This window comes from Streptomyces sp. NPDC047453, assembly GCF_040643155.1.
Taxonomy (GTDB): domain Bacteria; phylum Actinomycetota; class Actinomycetes; order Streptomycetales; family Streptomycetaceae; genus Streptomyces.
This window is the reverse complement of record NZ_JBEYTS010000001.1, coordinates 555,545-571,120: the sequence shown is the minus strand read 5'-3', so window position 1 is coordinate 571,120 and position 15,576 is coordinate 555,545. Positions and strand designations below refer to the sequence as shown.

17 protein-coding genes and 1 riboswitch are annotated in these 15,576 nt (G+C 73.1%); of the genes, 9 read left to right on the top strand and 8 right to left on the bottom strand.

The window, feature by feature from the left end; translation table 11 throughout:
* Positions 1–200 precede the first annotated feature (200 nt).
* From ABZ818_RS02550 to ABZ818_RS02540, 3 genes are all read left to right on the top strand, one after another.
* A complete protein-coding gene (locus ABZ818_RS02550) occupies positions 201–830 on the top strand; it encodes a TetR/AcrR family transcriptional regulator (protein WP_361409551.1) in 630 nt (209 codons plus the stop codon).
* 374 nt (positions 831–1,204) lie between these two features.
* Positions 1,205–1,822: a DUF4126 domain-containing protein gene (locus ABZ818_RS02545; protein ID WP_361409548.1), complete on the top strand. Its 618-nt coding sequence runs from the start codon at positions 1,205–1,207 to the stop codon at positions 1,820–1,822.
* Positions 1,823–1,910: 88 nt separating this feature from the next.
* Positions 1,911–3,407: an NAD(P)/FAD-dependent oxidoreductase gene (locus ABZ818_RS02540; RefSeq protein ID WP_361409545.1), complete on the top strand. Its 1,497-nt coding sequence runs from the start codon at positions 1,911–1,913 to the stop codon at positions 3,405–3,407.
* A 12-nt stretch (positions 3,408–3,419) separates the two neighbouring features.
* Here the strand turns inward: ABZ818_RS02540 and ABZ818_RS02535 are convergent, their stop codons facing one another.
* The 6 genes from ABZ818_RS02535 to ABZ818_RS02510 form a co-directional block, all read right to left on the bottom strand.
* Positions 3,420–4,403, bottom strand: a complete 984-nt coding sequence (locus ABZ818_RS02535; protein WP_361409542.1) for a hypothetical protein — start codon at positions 4,401–4,403, stop codon at positions 3,420–3,422.
* A 56-nt stretch (positions 4,404–4,459) separates the two neighbouring features.
* The gene (metF, locus tag ABZ818_RS02530; RefSeq protein ID WP_361409539.1) at positions 4,460–5,383 is read right to left on the bottom strand and encodes a methylenetetrahydrofolate reductase [NAD(P)H]; all 924 of its coding nucleotides are present in this window, start codon (positions 5,381–5,383) and stop codon (positions 4,460–4,462) included.
* Positions 5,384–5,560: 177 nt separating this feature from the next.
* Positions 5,561–6,226: a thiamine phosphate synthase gene (gene thiE, locus ABZ818_RS02525; protein WP_361409535.1), complete on the bottom strand. Its 666-nt coding sequence runs from the start codon at positions 6,224–6,226 to the stop codon at positions 5,561–5,563.
* 140 nt (positions 6,227–6,366) lie between these two features.
* A complete protein-coding gene (locus tag ABZ818_RS02520) occupies positions 6,367–6,732 on the bottom strand; it encodes a helix-turn-helix domain-containing protein (protein ID WP_141361701.1) in 366 nt (121 codons plus the stop codon).
* Between the two features lie 66 nt (positions 6,733–6,798).
* Complete coding sequence (locus ABZ818_RS02515; protein ID WP_361409531.1) at positions 6,799–8,028, bottom strand: FAD-dependent oxidoreductase; 1,230 nt, start codon at positions 8,026–8,028, stop codon at positions 6,799–6,801.
* A gap of 29 nt (positions 8,029–8,057) precedes the next feature.
* Positions 8,058–8,477, bottom strand: a complete 420-nt coding sequence (locus ABZ818_RS02510; protein ID WP_361409528.1) for a hypothetical protein — start codon at positions 8,475–8,477, stop codon at positions 8,058–8,060.
* A 53-nt stretch (positions 8,478–8,530) separates the two neighbouring features.
* Positions 8,531–8,642, top strand: a riboswitch (TPP riboswitch).
* Here ABZ818_RS02510 and thiO point away from each other — a divergent pair.
* The 5 genes from thiO (at position 8,640) to ABZ818_RS02485 (ending at position 13,799) form a co-directional block, all read left to right on the top strand.
* A complete protein-coding gene (gene thiO, locus ABZ818_RS02505; RefSeq protein WP_361409525.1) occupies positions 8,640–9,806 on the top strand; it encodes a glycine oxidase ThiO in 1,167 nt (388 codons plus the stop codon). Its footprint overlaps the riboswitch before it by 3 nt.
* A complete protein-coding gene (gene thiS / locus ABZ818_RS02500) occupies positions 9,803–10,003 on the top strand; it encodes a sulfur carrier protein ThiS (protein WP_225074304.1) in 201 nt (66 codons plus the stop codon). The genes thiO and thiS overlap by 4 nt, the downstream gene beginning before the upstream one ends.
* A 3-nt stretch (positions 10,004–10,006) precedes the next feature.
* Entirely contained in the window at positions 10,007–10,801 is a 795-nt protein-coding gene (locus ABZ818_RS02495) for a thiazole synthase (protein WP_361409521.1), read from the top strand.
* Positions 10,802–10,908: 107 nt separating this feature from the next.
* Complete coding sequence (gene pknB, locus ABZ818_RS02490) at positions 10,909–12,861, top strand: Stk1 family PASTA domain-containing Ser/Thr kinase (protein ID WP_361409519.1); 1,953 nt, start codon at positions 10,909–10,911, stop codon at positions 12,859–12,861.
* Between the two features lie 47 nt (positions 12,862–12,908).
* Positions 12,909–13,799 carry a deoxyribonuclease IV gene (locus ABZ818_RS02485; RefSeq protein WP_361409516.1) on the top strand — a complete coding sequence of 297 codons (891 nt, stop codon included), beginning with the start codon at positions 12,909–12,911 and terminating at the stop codon, positions 13,797–13,799.
* 42 nt (positions 13,800–13,841) lie between these two features.
* Here the strand turns inward: ABZ818_RS02485 and ABZ818_RS02480 are convergent, their stop codons facing one another.
* Positions 13,842–14,498 carry a sulfite oxidase-like oxidoreductase gene (locus ABZ818_RS02480; RefSeq protein ID WP_361409514.1) on the bottom strand — a complete coding sequence of 219 codons (657 nt, stop codon included), beginning with the start codon at positions 14,496–14,498 and terminating at the stop codon, positions 13,842–13,844.
* A 154-nt stretch (positions 14,499–14,652) separates the two neighbouring features.
* On the opposite strand from ABZ818_RS02480, the gene bfr reads away from it, so the two are divergent.
* On the top strand, positions 14,653–15,171 hold the full coding sequence (bfr, locus tag ABZ818_RS02475; protein WP_361409511.1) for a bacterioferritin: 519 nt from the start codon (positions 14,653–14,655) through the stop codon (positions 15,169–15,171).
* Between the two features lie 24 nt (positions 15,172–15,195).
* Here bfr and ABZ818_RS02470 read toward each other — a convergent pair whose 3' ends face one another.
* Positions 15,196–15,465, bottom strand: coding sequence for a (2Fe-2S)-binding protein (locus ABZ818_RS02470; RefSeq protein WP_361409508.1), 270 nt, complete (start codon positions 15,463–15,465; stop codon positions 15,196–15,198).
* Positions 15,466–15,576: the final 111 nt, after the last annotated feature.

The window sequence follows — 15,576 nt, the reverse complement described above, 5'->3', positions numbered from 1 at the left end:
CGTGGTGGGGGGGTGGGTGGGGTGGGGGGGGGTGTGTGTGGGGTGGGGGGTGGGTTGTTGTGTTTTGTTTTTTTTTTTTTTTTTTGTTGTGTTGGGGGGGGGGGGGGGGGGGGGGGGGGGGGGGGCCCCCCCCCCCCCCCCCCCCGCCGGCCTCCTCTTCCGCGCCCTCCGGGAGGTGCCGACCTGTGACAATCAGGGCCATGGAACGCAGCAGCGCCACGCCGGGCGGCCGTACCCGCCGCGAGGCCACCCGGCAGAAGCTCTACGAGGCGGCCGTGACCCTCATCGCCGAGCAGGGGTTCTCCGCCACCACGGTGGACGAGATCGCCGAGCGGGCGGGGGTCGCCAAGGGCACGGTCTACTACAACTTCGCCAGCAAGTCCGTCCTCTTCGAGGAGCTGCTGCGGCACGGCGTGGGACTGCTCACCGCCTCCCTGCGCGAGGCGGCCGAGCGGACGGCCCGGGAGGGCGGCAGCCGGGTGGACGCCCTGGACGCCATGGTCCGCGCCGGGCTCGTCTTCATCGACCGCTACCCGGCCTTCACCCAGCTCTACGTGGCCGAGTTGTGGCGCACCAACCGGTCCTGGCAGTCCACGCTCCTGGTGGTGCGGCAGGAGGCGGTCGCGGTCGTCGAGGGCGTGCTGCGCGAGGGCATGGCACACGGGGAGTTCAGCGAGGGCCTCGACGTGCCGCTGACCGCGGCCGCGCTGGTCGGCATGGTGCTGGTGGCCGCGCTTGACTGGAAGTCCTTCCAGCCCCAGCGTTCCCTGGACGACGTGCACGCGGCGCTGTCCCGGCTCCTTCAGGGACGGGTCGGCGGGCGTCTCTGAGGCCGCGGCCGCCGGGCGCACTCGGGCCGGGCGCGCGAAAACGCCGGTGCGCCCTGGCCGCGTCCCCCGCGGGCCACCGCGCACCGGCGTTTCCCTTACCCCCGTCGAGCCCCGTCCGGTCGTTTCCCCCGGGCTCCCCCGTACCTCGCTCCCGGCGGCCTGGGCCGGCGGAAGGAGCGGTCGAGGGCCGCGCCGTTCCGCCGCCCCGTGTCGGCGGTGCCGGCGCCGTGCCCCCTTCCGTGCTCCCCACTCTCTCGTCCGCGCGGTCCGCGGCCCATCCGTGCGCGTACTCATCTCGCTTGCTAGGTACGGATACTCAGTCCTGCGTGCCCGCACCCAGGACGCCGGGCGGCCCGCTGGCTACGATCGCCTCCGTGTCCGTACTCCCCATGGTGTTCACAAGCGGCTGGGCCAGCGGCATCAACGCGTACGCGGTGGTGCTGCTGCTCGGTGTGTTCGGCGCGACGGGACTGAGCGACGACGTCCCCGGCACCCTGCAGCGGCCGGAGGTGCTGATCGCGTCGGGCGTGCTGTTCCTTCTGGAGGCGGTCGCCGACAAGATCCCCTACGTGGACTCGGTGTGGGACACGGCGCACACCGTGATCCGCCCGGTCGCCGGGGCCTGGGTGGGCGCGCTGCTCGCGGGGCAGAGCGGCTCGCTGTCGGACGTCACGGCGGGCCTGGTCGGCGGCGGTACGGCGCTGGCCAGCCATTTGGTGAAGGCCGGGACGCGGATGGCGGTCAACACCTCCCCCGAGCCCGTGAGCAACATGGTCGTGAGCCTGGCCGAGGACCTCGGAGTGGCCGGACTGGTCACCTTCGCGATCTTCCATCCGGTGGCCGCGGCGGTCGTCGCGGGCGTCCTGCTGCTCGCCGGGGCCGTGATCGTCGCCTTCCTGGTCTCCCGGATCCGCCGCTTCCTGCGCCGCCGGGCCCAGCGCCGGGAGGAGAAACGCCGCCTCGCGGCCGAGGCGGGGTCACCGCCGGGCTGACCGCGCCCGCGGTCCCGCGCATCCGGGAAGCCGCTGGTCAACGCCCCCGTGGCCGGGATTGTCGGTGGCGGTCGATAAAGTCGCGCTCATGGCACGGATTGCGGTGATCGGCGCCGGGATGGGCGCGATGGCGACCGCCGCCCGGCTGGCCGTCGCGGGCCACCGGGTGACGGTGTACGAGCGTACGGAGACGTACGGCGGCGCGCTGCGCCGTTTCGAGCGGGACGGTTTCGCCTTCGACACCGGCCCCGGGCTGCTCCCGCTGCCCGCGGTCTACCGCGATCTGTTCGTCAAGACCGGCAAGGAGCCGCTGGAGGACCTCGTCGAGCTGGTCCAGGTGGACCCGTCCGCGCGGCACGTCTTCGCTGACGGCACCGCGGTGTCCCTGCCGAACGTCTCGCGCGCGGGCGTCGTCGCCGCTCTGGACGAAGCCCTCGGCGCGGGCGCCGGACGGCGCTGGGGCGACTTCCTGGTGCGGGCCCGCGAGGCCTGGGACCGCGCCCGCCGCCCGCTCCTGGAGGAGCCGCTGTGGCCCAACTGGCAGGTGCTGGCCGAGCGTGAGCCCTACCCGGCGGTGCCGCACAAGCGCCTGCTGCGCACCCGGCAGGCCGGCACGCTCGCCGAGGTCGGTGCCTGGGAGCTGCGCGACACGCGCCTGGCCGCCCTCCTGGAGAGCCACGCGCTCGCGTACGGCCTCGATCCGCGGACCGCCCCGGCGAGCGCGGCCGTACTGCCGTACCTGGACCACGCCTTCGGCACCTGGTACGTGCGCGGCGGTCTGCGCGAACTGGCGCGCGCGGTGTACGAGCGGTGCCTGGCCCGCCGGGTCGAGTTCGCCCTCGGCACCGAGGTCACGGGGATCGTCGGCAAGGATGGCCGGGCGGCGGGCGTGGAGCTCGCCGACGGGACCGTGGCCGAGGCGGAGTTCGTGGTCGCCGGCGTGCCTCCCCGGTTGCTGGACGGCATGGCCCGGGGTACGGCCCTGCGGGGTGCGGGCGAGGTGCCGCCGCAGCCCGGTGCGCCGAGCCGCCTGACCGTGCTGCTGGCGCTGCGCGGGGGCCGCCCCGAGGGGACGGCCCACCGGACCGTCGTGCACACCGACGACCGCGCGGCCGAACTCGACGCGCTGTTCGGTACGGCCCCCGGGCTGCCCGCGCGGCCCACGGTCGCGGTGTCGCGCCCCGGCGACCCTGCGCTGGTCCCGGACCCGGAGCACGAGGCGGTCACGCTCACGGCGACGGTCCCGGCGTCCGCCTCCGCGGATCCGCAGAAGCAGGCCGACCGCATGATCGCCGTCGCCTCGCGGGCGATACCCGGGCTCCGCGACCGCCTGCTCTGGCACGAGGTGCGCACCCCGGCCGACATCGCCCGGGTGACGGGCGCGGAGGGCGGGGCCGTCCCCGCGCCGGCGCTCGCGGGCGCCCGGGGGCGCCTGCTGCACCCGGCGAACACCACGGGACTCGCCGGCCTGTTCACCGTCGGCGGCTGGTCGCACCCCGGGGGCGGGCTGCCGCACGCCGGGATGTCGGGGGCGCTGGTGGCCGGGCTGATCGTGGAAGGACCGGAGTTCCGCGGCTCCCAGTGAGCCGGCGAGCGTTCAGAAGCGGTACTGCTCGTCGAAGCCCGTGCCGTGCTGCGGCTGACCGTGGTTGTTGCCCTGGTACGGGTAGGACTGCTGCTGCTCCTGCGGGAGTTCGCCGCCGTAGGACTCGTCGGTGCGCTGCTGCGGCACCCACACCCCGCCGGCCGGGGTCTCGCCGCCGTAGCCGCCGGCGTAGGCGTCCTGGGTGCCGTAGCCCTGCTGGCCGTAGTCCTGCTGGCCGCCGTAGCCGGTGTCGTAGGAGCCGCCGCCGTAGGTCTGGGTGCCGGCGTACGGGTCGGAGTAGGCGGCGTACTGCTGCTGGCCGGAGGCGTCGTAGCCGTAACCCTGCTGCCCGTAGCCGGAGTAGTCGTACGTGTGGCTCTGGTCGGCGCCCTGGGCCGCGGTGGCGTACTGGTCCTGGGTCGGGCCGGCCCCCGGATAGGGCGACTGCGTGCCGCCCCGGTGGGCCGAGTCTCCGTAGACGCCGTAGGAACCGGTGTCGTCGGGCAGGGGCTGCGGCTCGTACACGGCGGTGGCCTCGGCGACCGCGGGCTGGGTCGCTCGGGCGGGGGTGAAGACGTCGTCGCCGTCGTCGTCGCCGTGGCCGTAGGACAGGCCGTCGTGGCCGGGCAGGGCCTGCATGGTGCCGGTCTCGCCGTCGGACACCTCGAGGTCGGAGACCTCCAGGGTCGGGTCCTGGTGCTCGGCCTTGCCGCGGCGGCGCGGCTTGCCGTCTTCGGCGCCGGGACGGTTGACCGCCCAGCCCGCCGCGAAGCCGCGCCGGAAGGACAGCGTGACGTAGGTCTGGCCCACCGCGAAGGCGGCCGCGCCCAGACCGATCACGACGACGGACGGGATCAGGACCCCGAGGACGACGCAGAGGAAGCCGGCGAAGGCCAGCAGCCGCCAGCGCAACCGCGCCTTGTACTGCAGCAGCACCTCGCCCAGCAGCCACAGCGCGACGATGCCGAACGCGATGTAGAGGACCGTCCAGCCCATGTACGCCCCTCTCCCAGTGGCCGCTACGCAGTGTGTCGTACGCGGGTGCGGCCGGTCTAGGTCCGCGGCCGGTGGTGCAGACCCAGGTTTTCGTAGATTTCCAGCGTCGCCGTGGAGTTGTTGAGCGTGATGAAGTGCAGCCCGGGCACTCCCTCGGCCTGCAGCCGTGCGCAGAACTCGGTGGCGAACTCGATCCCAAGGGAGCGTACCGCCGCCGGATCGTCCTCCGCCGCGCGGATCCGCTCTTTGAGGTCGTCCGGGATGGCGGCGTTGCTGAGTTGGGGCAGCCGCTCGAGCATCTTCACGCTCGTGACCGGCATGATCTCGGGAATGACGGGTGTCGCGCAACCGGCCGCGGCGACGCGGTCGCGCAGGCGGAGGTACGACTCCGGATCGAAGAACATCTGCGTGATGGCGTAGTCGGCGCCCGCACGGCACTTGTCGACGAAGTGCGCGACGTCGGTGTCCCAGTCGGCGGAGCGGGGGTGCATCTCGGGGAAGGCCGCCACGCCGACGCAGAAGTCGCCCGACTCCTTGATGAGCCGGACGAGTTCGGCGGCGTACGTCAGTCCGCGGGGGTGCGGGACCCACTCGCCCATCGGGTCGCCGGGCGGGTCGCCGCGCACGGCGAGCATGTTGCGGATCCCGGCGTCGGCGTACTGGCCGATGATGTTGCGCAGCTCCGCCACGGAGTGGTTGACGGCAGTGAGGTGCGCCACAGGGGTGAGCGTGGTGTCGGACACGATCTGCTCGGTCGCCCGCACCGTGCCCGCGCGGGTGGAGCCGCCGGCGCCGTACGTCACCGAGACGAAGTCGGGGGCGACGGCCTCGATCCTGCGCAGCGCGTTCCACAGGCTGCGCTCGCCCTTCGCCGTCTTCGGCGCCCAGAACTCGAAGGAGTACGTGCTCTTGCCGGTGGCGAGCATGTCACGCACGGTGCGCGCGCGATCAGTCCTGGTGGATGCGGTTCCGAGGGCCATACTGGCAGGCTATCCAGGGCGCGGCGGACTCCCAACCGAGCCCCGGAAATTTGCGTGAATTGTCGGCTTCTTGTCCACCCTTCGGACAACGGGGCCGGAAATGAGCGAGTCGGGCCGGGTCGACTGTCCGGGTAATGAGACGACCGGCCGCCGCGTCCGGCCGTGTCGCGCCGCCCCCTATCCGGCCTGCCTCAGCCGCGCGGCGAACTCGGCCGCCGCCGCTCCGGGGTCGTCGGCCTCGGTGATCGCCCGGACCACGACGACACGGCGGGCGCCGGCCTCCAGGACCTGGTCCAGGTTGCCGAGGCCGATGCCGCCGATGGCGAACCAGGGCCGGCCGGTGCCGAGCGAGGCGGTGTACCGGACCAGGTCGAGGCCGGGTGCGGGACGGCCGGGCTTGGTGGGCGTGGGCCAGCAGGGTCCGGTGCAGAAGTAGTCCACGCCGTCCTGCACGGCCGCGGCGGCGGCCTCGTCCTCGGCGTGCGTGGACCGGCCGATCAGGACGCCGTCGCCGAGGATCGCGCGGGCGGCGGGCACGGGAAGGTCCCCCTGCCCCAGGTGCAGCACATCGGCACGGGCCGCGTGGGCGACGTCCGCCCGGTCGTTGACCGCGAGCAGCTTGCCGTGCCGGGCGCAGGCGTCGGCGAACACCGCCAGCCGGTCCAGCTCCTCCCCGGCCTCCATGCCCTTGTCCCGCAACTGCACGATGTCGACGCCCGCCGCCAGCACCGCGTTCAGGAACTCGGCCAGGTCCCCCTGCCGCCTCCGGGCGTCCGTGCACAGATACAGGCGCGCGTCACCGAGCCGGTCACGGGCGTCGGCCATGGCGGCGGTCTCAGGCATACGCGGGTTCCCCCCGGCTCGTCGGTTGGGTGGCTCGTCCGACCACTCGGACGGACCCTACCCGCCCCGCCGGCCCGGCCTGCGGGAACACCGAGGCCCCGGCCGGAGGCCGGGGCCGGGTGCGCAGGCGGATGGCCGGGTCAGACGGCGAGGGCCTGGGCGCGGCGCTTCACCTCTGTGCCGCGGTTCTCACTCAGGGCCTGGGCGGGGGTGCCCGGCAGGGTCGGGTCGGGGGTGAACAGCCATTCGATCATCTCTTCGACCGTGAAGCCGTCGTCCCTCAGGAGCGTCAGGGTGCCGGACAGGCCCTTGACGACCTTGTCGCCGTCGATGAAGGCGGCGGGGACGTGCAGTGCGCGGTTCTCACCCCGGCGTACGGCGATGAGCTGGCCCTCCTTGACCAGCTGACGCACACGTGTCACCTCGACGCCGAGCTGTTCGGCGATGTCGGGAAGGGTGAGCCAGGCAGGGACGAGAGCATCGATCTTCGTGTCAATCTCGGTCACGGAAACAAGCGTGCCATCTGCCACTGACACTCGGAAGCCAGGCCCGTCCACCCGGGGCCGCGTGCCTCACGCCGTCGCCGTCTTCAGGGGCTTCGCCGGGTCCGCCAGCAGCCGCGCATCCATGGGCGTGCCGGACGCGATCAGCCGCCGCCCCTGCGCCAGATCCCGCGGTCGGCCGACGGCCAGCAGAGCGACGAGCCGGCCCTCGCGGAGCCAACAGACCGTCCATGCAGGTCCGGTGCGATCGCCGCGCCAGACGACGGTGTCGGCCGACGTGTGGTGGCCGGCGTACTGCACGAAGCGCCCGAACTGCTCGGACCAGAAGTACGGCACCGGGTCGTAGACCACGGGGGTGAGGCCGACGATGTCGGCCGCGACCGTGCGCGGGCCCTGGAGCGCGTTGTCCCAGTGGTGGATCAGCAGGCGCTCGCCGTACCGTCCCGAGGGGAAGGAGGCGCAGTCGCCGACGGCGTACACGTCCGGCACGGACGTGCGCAGGTGGTCGTCGGCCAGGACGTCCCCGTGCCGGCCCAGCTCGATGCCCGAGCCGGCCAGCCAGCCGGTGGCGGGGCGCGCGCCGATGCCGACCACGACGGCGCCCGCGGGCAGCCGCGTGCCGTCGTCGAGCACCACCGCGCCGGGTTCGACGCGCTCCACGCGCGCGCGGGTACGCAGTTCGGCGCCGCTGTCGGCGTACCAGGCGGTCATCGGCGCGGCCACCTCCGCGGGCAGCGCCCCCGCGAGCGGCCGGTCCGCGGCCTCCACGACGGTCACGGCGCAGCCCGCCTCACGCGCGGCGGTGGCGAACTCGGCGCCGATCCAGCCCGCGCCGACGACCACGATGTCGTGCTGCTCGGTGAGCACCGGCCGCAGCCGTTCGGCGTCGTCCAGGGTGCGCAGCAGGTGGACCCCGGGGACTCCCTCCACGCCGGGCAGCCGGATCGGTTCGGCACCGGTGGCCAGGACGAGCACGTCGTACGGCACCGGCCCCGCCGAGGTCTCCAGCACATGCGGGTCGGGCCGCACGGCCAGCGCGTCGCAGCCGAGCCGCAGTTCGAGGCCGAGCGCCTCGAAGTCGATGTCGAAGGCGGAGCCCTCGGCCTTGCCGAGCAGGACGGCCTTGGACAGCGGCGGCCGGTCGTAGGGCTGGTGGGGTTCGGCGCCGATCAGTGTCACGGTGCCGGTGAAGCCCTGCTCGCGCAGGGCGACCGCGGTCTGCACGCCGGCCATGCCCGCGCCCGCGACGACCACGCGCCGCGGCCCTGTTGTGCCCTGCTCCTGCGTCTGGTCGCTCACCTGATCACCATAAGTCACCTGACAAACCGTCAGTCAGGAGCGTGCGAGGTGACCTGCTCCACAACCTCTTCCACCACGCTCGTCCCACTGCCGGGCTGCGACTCCCAGCGCCAGGTCTCCTCCAACCGCACCCGCCCGTCGGGCAGTTCGACCACCGTCGACACGCAGTGCCCGGAGGAGGTGGTCCCGTCCTGCTTGAGCTGGACGTACCGGAAGTCGAGCCGGTCACTTTCCCTGGTACCCACCAAATGGCCGCGTACGACGTCGCCGCCCGCGTACTCGGCCCAGATCTCCCCGTTCCGCTCGTGATACATGAAGCGGGTGCGCGTGCCCACCTGGCCCGGGGCCTGGTCGGCGACCGGGGCGAGAACGCGGCCGTCGAGCGAGGAAGAGGGCCGGGCGGAGCCACCCGCCCGAGAGTCGTGGCGGGAGACGGGCGGGCGGGTCATGGCGGGAGGCTCCCTTACCGGGGCAATGCTCTGCGGGCTAGGGTGGCCACCGTACAAGCACTCGCGGGAGCCCGGACGCACCGGGCTGAGAGGGAGGCTGGCGGCCTCCGACCGTACGAACCTGATCCGGGTCATGCCGGCGAAGGGAGGGGCTGGACGCCCATGTCGTTGCCACGTACGTCAGGCGTCCTCGTCGTGGGGGGCGGCATCATCGGGCTGGTGACGGCCTGGCGCTCGGCGCAGCGCGGGTTCGCCACGGCCGTGGTGGACCCCCAGCCGGGCGGCGGGGCCGCACAGGTGGCCGCCGGGATGCTGGCCGCCGTCACCGAACTGCACTACGGCGAGCAGACCCTGCTCGGGCTCAACCTGGCCTCCGCCCGCCGCTACCCGGACTTCGTGGCCGAGCTGACCGAGCTGACCGGCCACGACCTCGGCTACCGCCGCTGCGGCACCCTCGCGGTCGCGCTGGACGCCGACGACCGCGCCCACCTGCGGGAACTGCACGACCTTCAGCGCCGTTCGGGCCTGGACTCCGAGTGGCTGTCCGGACGGGAGTGCCGCCGGCTCGAGCCGATGCTCGCGCCGGGCGTGCGCGGCGGGCTGCGGGTGGACGGCGACCACCAGATCGACCCGCGGCGGCTCGCCGGCGCCCTGGTCGCGGCCTGCGAGCGGGCGGGCGTGGTCTTCCACCGCGGCTGGGCCGAGCGGCTCACCGTCGCCCGCGACCGCGCCACGGGCTGTGTGCTGCGCGACGGCACCGCGCCGACCGCGGACCAGGTGGTGCTCGCCGCGGGCAGCCACAGCGGACGGCTCGCGGGCGTCCCGGACGACGTGCTGCCACCGGTGCGGCCGGTGAAGGGGCAGGTGCTGCGGCTGGCGGTGCCGAAGCGGTACGCGCCGTTCCTGAGCCGTACCGTGCGGGCCGTGGTGCGCGGCAGCCAGGTCTACCTGGTGCCGCGGCTCAGCGGCGAGCTGGTCGTCGGGGCCACGAGCGAGGAGCTGGGCTGGGACACGACGGTGACGGCGGGCGGCGTGTACGAGCTGCTGCGCGACGCGCACGAGCTGGTGCCCGGGATCACCGAGCTGCCGCTCACGGAGACCCGGGCCGGACTGCGGCCCGGCTCCCCCGACAACGCACCGCTGCTCGGCCCGACCGGGCTGGACGGCCTGCTGCTGGCCACCGGGCACTACCGCAACGGCGTGCTGCTCACGCCGGTCACCGGTGACGCCATGGCGCACGTCCTGACCACCGGCGAGCTGCCGGACGAGGTGCGTCCCTTCTCCCCCAGGCGTTTTCACGCCACGGCACTCACGGAGCAGCCCGTATGAACATCTCCGTCAACGGCGAGCCCCGCCGGGTCACGCCCGGCACGTCCCTCGACACCGTCGTACGGACCCTGAGCGCGGCGCCCTCCGGGGTGGCCGCCGCCCTCAACGAGACCGTCGTCCCGCGCGCGCGGTGGTCGTCCACGGCCCTGGCCGAGGGCGACCGCGTCGAAGTGCTGACCGCCGTCCAGGGAGGCTGAGCCATGGCCGACGATCCCTTCGTCCTCGGTGGTACGGCCTTCACCTCCCGGCTGGTCATGGGCACCGGCGGCGCGCCGAGCCTGGAGGTGCTGGAGCGGGCGCTCACGGCCTCCGGCACGGAGCTGACCACGGTCGCGATGCGGCGGGTGGACCCCTCGGTGCACGGCTCCGTGCTGTCGGTGCTGGAGTCGCTCGGGATCCGGGTGCTGCCCAACACGGCGGGCTGCTTCACCGCGGGTGAGGCGGTGCTCACCGCCCGGCTGGCGCGGGAGGCGCTGGGCACGGACCTCGTCAAGCTGGAGGTCATCGCCGACGAGCGCACGCTGCTGCCGGACCCGATCGAGCTGCTGGACGCGGCGGAGACGCTGGTCGACGACGGTTTCACGGTGCTGCCGTACACGAACGACGATCCAGTGCTGGCGCGGAAGCTGGAGGACGCGGGCTGCGCCGCGATCATGCCTCTGGGCTCGCCCATCGGGTCCGGGCTCGGCATCCGCAACCCGCACAACTTCCAGCTGATCGTGGAGCACGCGCGCGTGCCGGTGATCCTGGACGCCGGGGCCGGTACGGCCTCGGACGTGGCGCTGGCCATGGAGCTGGGGTGTGCCGGGGTGATGCTCGCCTCCGCGGTGACGCGGGCGCAGGAGCCGGTGATGATGGCCGCGGCGATGCGGTCCGCCGTGGAGGCGGGGCGGCTGGCCCGGCTGGCCGGGCGGATCCCCAAGCGGCACTTCGCGGAGGCGTCGTCCCCGGCGGAGGGCCTGGCCAGACTGGACCCGGAGCGGCCCGCGTTCTAGGCGCCTCCTCTCACGGGTGCGTGGGCCGCGTCACAGGTCGGCTTCAGTCCTGCCGCGACAGCGTCCGAAATCCGAGTGTGTCCGTGGCGGCTCGTAGACTCGCCTGCGTGGATACGACCCTTCAGGACCCTCTCGTCGGGCAGGTGCTCGACGGCCGTTATCGCGTCGACGCGCGGATCGCCGTCGGCGGGATGGCCACGGTCTACCGGGCCCTGGACACCCGCCTGGACCGGGTCCTCGCGCTCAAGGTGATGCACCCCGCGCTCGCGGCCGACGGCTCGTTCGTGGAGCGGTTCATCCGGGAGGCCAAGTCGGTCGCGCGGCTGGCCCACCCGAACGTCGTGCAGGTCTTCGACCAGGGCACGGACGGGTCGTACGTGTACCTCGCCATGGAGTACGTGGCCGGCTGCACCCTGCGCGACGTGTTGCGCGAGCGCGGGGCGCTCCAGCCGCGCGCGGCGCTGGACATCCTGGAGCCGGTGCTCGCCGCGCTGGGGGCCGCGCACCGGGCCGGGTTCGTGCACCGCGACATGAAGCCGGAGAACGTCCTGATAGGGGACGACGGCCGGGTCAAGGTCGCCGACTTCGGGCTGGTCCGGTCCGTGGACACGGTGACGAACACCACCGGTGCCGTCCTCGGCACCGTCTCCTACCTCGCGCCGGAGCAGATCGAGCGCGGCACCGCCGACCCCCGGGTCGACGTGTACGCGTGCGGGGTCGTGCTGTACGAAATGCTGACCGGCGGCAAGCCCCACCAGGGGGAGTCCCCCGCCCAGGTGCTGTACCAGCACCTCCACGAGGACGTGCCGCCCCCGTCGGCCGCCGTGCCGGGACTGGCCTTCGAGCTGGACGAACTGGTCGCGGAGGCCACCGCGCGCACCCCGGACATCCGGCCGCACGACGCGGTCGCGCTGCTCGCACGGGTCCGTGAGGCGCGGTCCGCGCTCGCCCAGGACCAGCTGGACGCGCTGCCGCCCCAGGCCCTCACCGCGGAGCACGACAACGCGGAGGACCGTACGAGCGTCATCCCGCGCGCGCTGACGACGCGGATCCGCGGCGGGGACGGCGGGACCGGTGGGGACGGCACGCCGTCCGAGGCCGCCCTCAACCGCACCAGCCGCCTTCAGGCTCCCCCGCCCGCACCGCCGCCGACCGGCGCGCGGCGCCCCGGGTCGCCCCGGCGCACGCTGCTCACGGTGGTCGTCGCCGTCCTGCTGGTCCTCGGGGCCGGCGGGGGCGTGTGGTACATCAACTCCGGCCAGTTCACGAAGGTCCCGCCGCTGCTGGCGAAGACCGAGGCGCAGGCCAGGGAGCGGCTCAAGGAGGCCGGCCTCGGCGTCGACCGGGTCGAGCACGCCTACAGCGACACGGTCGGGCGCGGCATGGTCATCGGCACCGACCCGCGGGCGGGCGCCCGGATCCGCAGCCACGGTTCGGTGACGCTCACGGTCTCCGACGGGCCCGAGACCGTGCGGGTGCCCGACCTGAAGGGCCACCGGCTGGGCGAGGCGCGGACCCTGCTGAAGAAGGAGGGCCTGGAGCCGGGCATGGTGAGCCGGGAGTTCAGCGACGACGTCCCCCGCGACGTCGTGATCGGCACGGACCCCGAGGCGGGTACCGAGCGGCGGGCCGGCTCGGCGATCGCGCTCACCGTCAGCAAGGGCCACGCGGTGGACGTGCCGGACGTCACCGGCGACGACCTGGACGAGGCGCGGTCCGAGCTTCGGGACGCCGGCCTGAAGGTGCGGATCTCCTCCGAGCAGGTCAACTCCGAGTACGACAAGGGCCGGGTCGCCCGGCAGAGCCCGGCGGGCGACAGCCAGGCCGCCGAGGGCGACACGGTCACGCTGACGCTGTCCAAGGGCCCGGAGATGGTCGAGGTGCCGGACGTGACCGGCAACAGCGTCGGCGACGCGAAGAACACCCTGCAGAAGGCCGGCTTCCAGGTGCAGGAGGACCGCGGGCTGCTCGGGCTGTTCGGCGACACCGTCAAGAAGCAGTCGGTGAAGGGCGGAGACCGGGCGCCGAAGGGCTCGACGATAACGATCACCATCCGGTGAGGCGGCCCGGCGGCCACCGGCCGCCGGGCACGTGACACCCTGAACGGGTGAGCAGTCAGCGGTCCCGCCCCCTCCCCGGTCCCTCCCGCAACCCGATCGGCGGCCATGTGCCCGTCGCCGGCGGACTGCACTCCGTGGGCCTGTCCTACGCCCATGACCTCGGGGCCGAGACCGTGCAGGTCTTCGTCGCCAATCCGCGCGGCTGGGCCACGCCCGCGGGCAACCCGCGGCAGGACGAGCAGTTCCGCGCGGCCTGCGCGGAGCAGTCGGTCCCGGCGTACGTCCACGCCCCTTACCTGATCAACTTCGGCTCGCACACCGAGGCGACCGTGGAACGGTCGGTGGAGTCGCTGCGGCACTCGCTGCGGCGCGGTCGGGAGATCGGCGCGCTGGGCGTCGTCGTGCACACCGGGAGCGCGACCGGCGGCCGGGACCGGTCCGTCGCGCTGAAGCAGGTGCGGGAGCACATGCTGCCGCTGCTCGACGAGCTCAGCCACGACGACGACCCGTATCTGCTCCTGGAGTCCACCGCCGGCCAGGGTGCCTCGCTGTGCTCGCGCACCTGGGACTTCGGGCCGTACTTCGAGGCGCTGGACGCCCACCCGAGGCTGGGCGTGTGCCTGGACACCTGCCACATCTTCGCCGCCGGGCACGACCTGACCGGCCCGCACGGCATGCACCGAACGCTGGACCTGCTGGTGAAGACGGTCGGGGAGGGCCGGCTGCGGCTGATCCACGCCAACGACTCCAAGGACGTGGCCGGCGCGCACAAGGACCGGCACGAGAACATCGGCGCCGGCCACATCGGCGAGGACCCCTTCCGCGCCCTGATGACCCATCCCGCCACCGAGGGTGTCCCGCTGATCATCGAGACCCCGGGCGGCAAGGAGGGCCACACGGCGGACGTGGAGCGCCTGAAGCGGCTCAGGGACGGGTGAGGAAGGTGTGAGCAGGCACCGGGACGGCCGCCGGGGCGGGCGTCAGAGTTCCGGCCCGTCTCCCGGTTCCTCCTGGTAGGAGTAGCGCTGTTCCTTCCAGGGGTCGCCGAGGTTGTGATAGCCGCGCTCCTCCCAGAAGCCGCGGCGGTCGGCGGTCATGTACTCCACGCCGCGGACCCACTTGGGGCCTTTCCAGGCGTACAGGTGGGGGACGATCAGGCGGAGCGGGAAGCCGTGCTCGGCGGTGAGCAGTTCGCCGTCCTTGTGGGTGGCGAAGAGGGTGCGCTCCGAGGTGAAGTCGGACAGGCGCAGGTTGGAGCTGAACCCGTACTCCGCCCACACCATCACATGGGTGACGTTCGCCGCGGGCGGGGCGATGTCCAGGACGGTGCGCGCGGGGATGCCGCCCCACTCGGCGCCGAGCATGCTGTACTTCGTGACGCAGTGCAGGTCGGCCACCACGGTGGTGTACGGCAGGGCCGTGAACTCCTCGTGGGTCCAGCAGTGCTTCTCGCCGTCGGCGGTGGCGCCGAAGACCCGGAAGTCCCAGCGCTCGGGGCGGAACTTGGGCACCGGCCCGTAGTGCGTGACCGGCCAGCCGCGCTGGAGCCGCTGTCCCGGCGGAAGTTCCGGCTGTGCCGCTCCCGTCGGCACTGCTCCAGACGCGTCTCCTGACGCGCGTTCCACCGGCTGACCCATGACTCCATCCTGACAGACCGGAGAGGGTGCACATGACCAGCCCGGGGGCGATTCGGGCAACTCGCACTAAGCATGCACTTACTGGACGGCCGTGTACGCCGATGCAATCATGCGCGAGATCGGCCCAGAGACGTCCGGAAGGAGCCCCGCCGCCATGCAAGGCGACCCCGAGGTGATCGAACTGCTCAACGAGCAGCTGACCGCCGAGCTCACCGCGATCAACCAGTACTTCCTGCACTCCAAGATCCAGGACCACAAGGGCTGGACGAAGCTCGCCAAGTACACCCGCGACGAGTCGTTCGACGAGATGCGGCACGCGGAGCTCCTGACCGACCGGATCCTGCTGCTGGACGGCCTGCCGAACTACCAGCGCCTCTTCCACGTCCAGGTCGGGCAGACGGTGGCCGAGATGTTCCGGGCCGACCGGCAGATCGAGGTCGAGGCCATCGACCGGCTGCGCCGGGGCGTGCAGCTGATGCGCGACAAGGACGACATCACGTCGGCGAACATCTTCGAGGCCATCCTCGCCGACGAGGAGCACCACATCGACTACCTGGACACCCAGCTGGAGCTCGTCGACAAGCTGGGCGAAGCGCTCTACCTCGCGACCGTCGTCGAGCAGAGCCAGCCGGACCCGTCGGGCCCCGGCACACATGGCTTCTCCAGCTCCTGAGGCGGCCGTCGGCAGCCGTCAGTACTAGGCGGCGTCGCCCAGCTCCTTCGGGCGGGCGTCGGAAGCCCCGCCCGTGAGCGGCGCGAGCGCCGGGCCGCCCTGGTCGATCAGCTCGCGGCGCGGGCAGGTGCCGCGGCCGAGCAGCGCCTGGATGCGGCGTACGCACCCGCCGCAGTCGGTGCCCGCCTTGCAGGCGGAGGCGATCTTGCGGGGAGTGCAGGCGCCGTTGTCCGCGTGCTGCTTGACCTGCTGCTCGGTGATACCGAAGCAACTGCACACGTACACGCGGTTCACCTCCCGCCGGGATCGGTTCGATGGTGCCGTCCCGAACTTCTCGGTGAGGCAAACCTAACCTTACTCACCGCACGAATGCCCCGGAAAGGGGATGGGGCGCGGATCCCAATG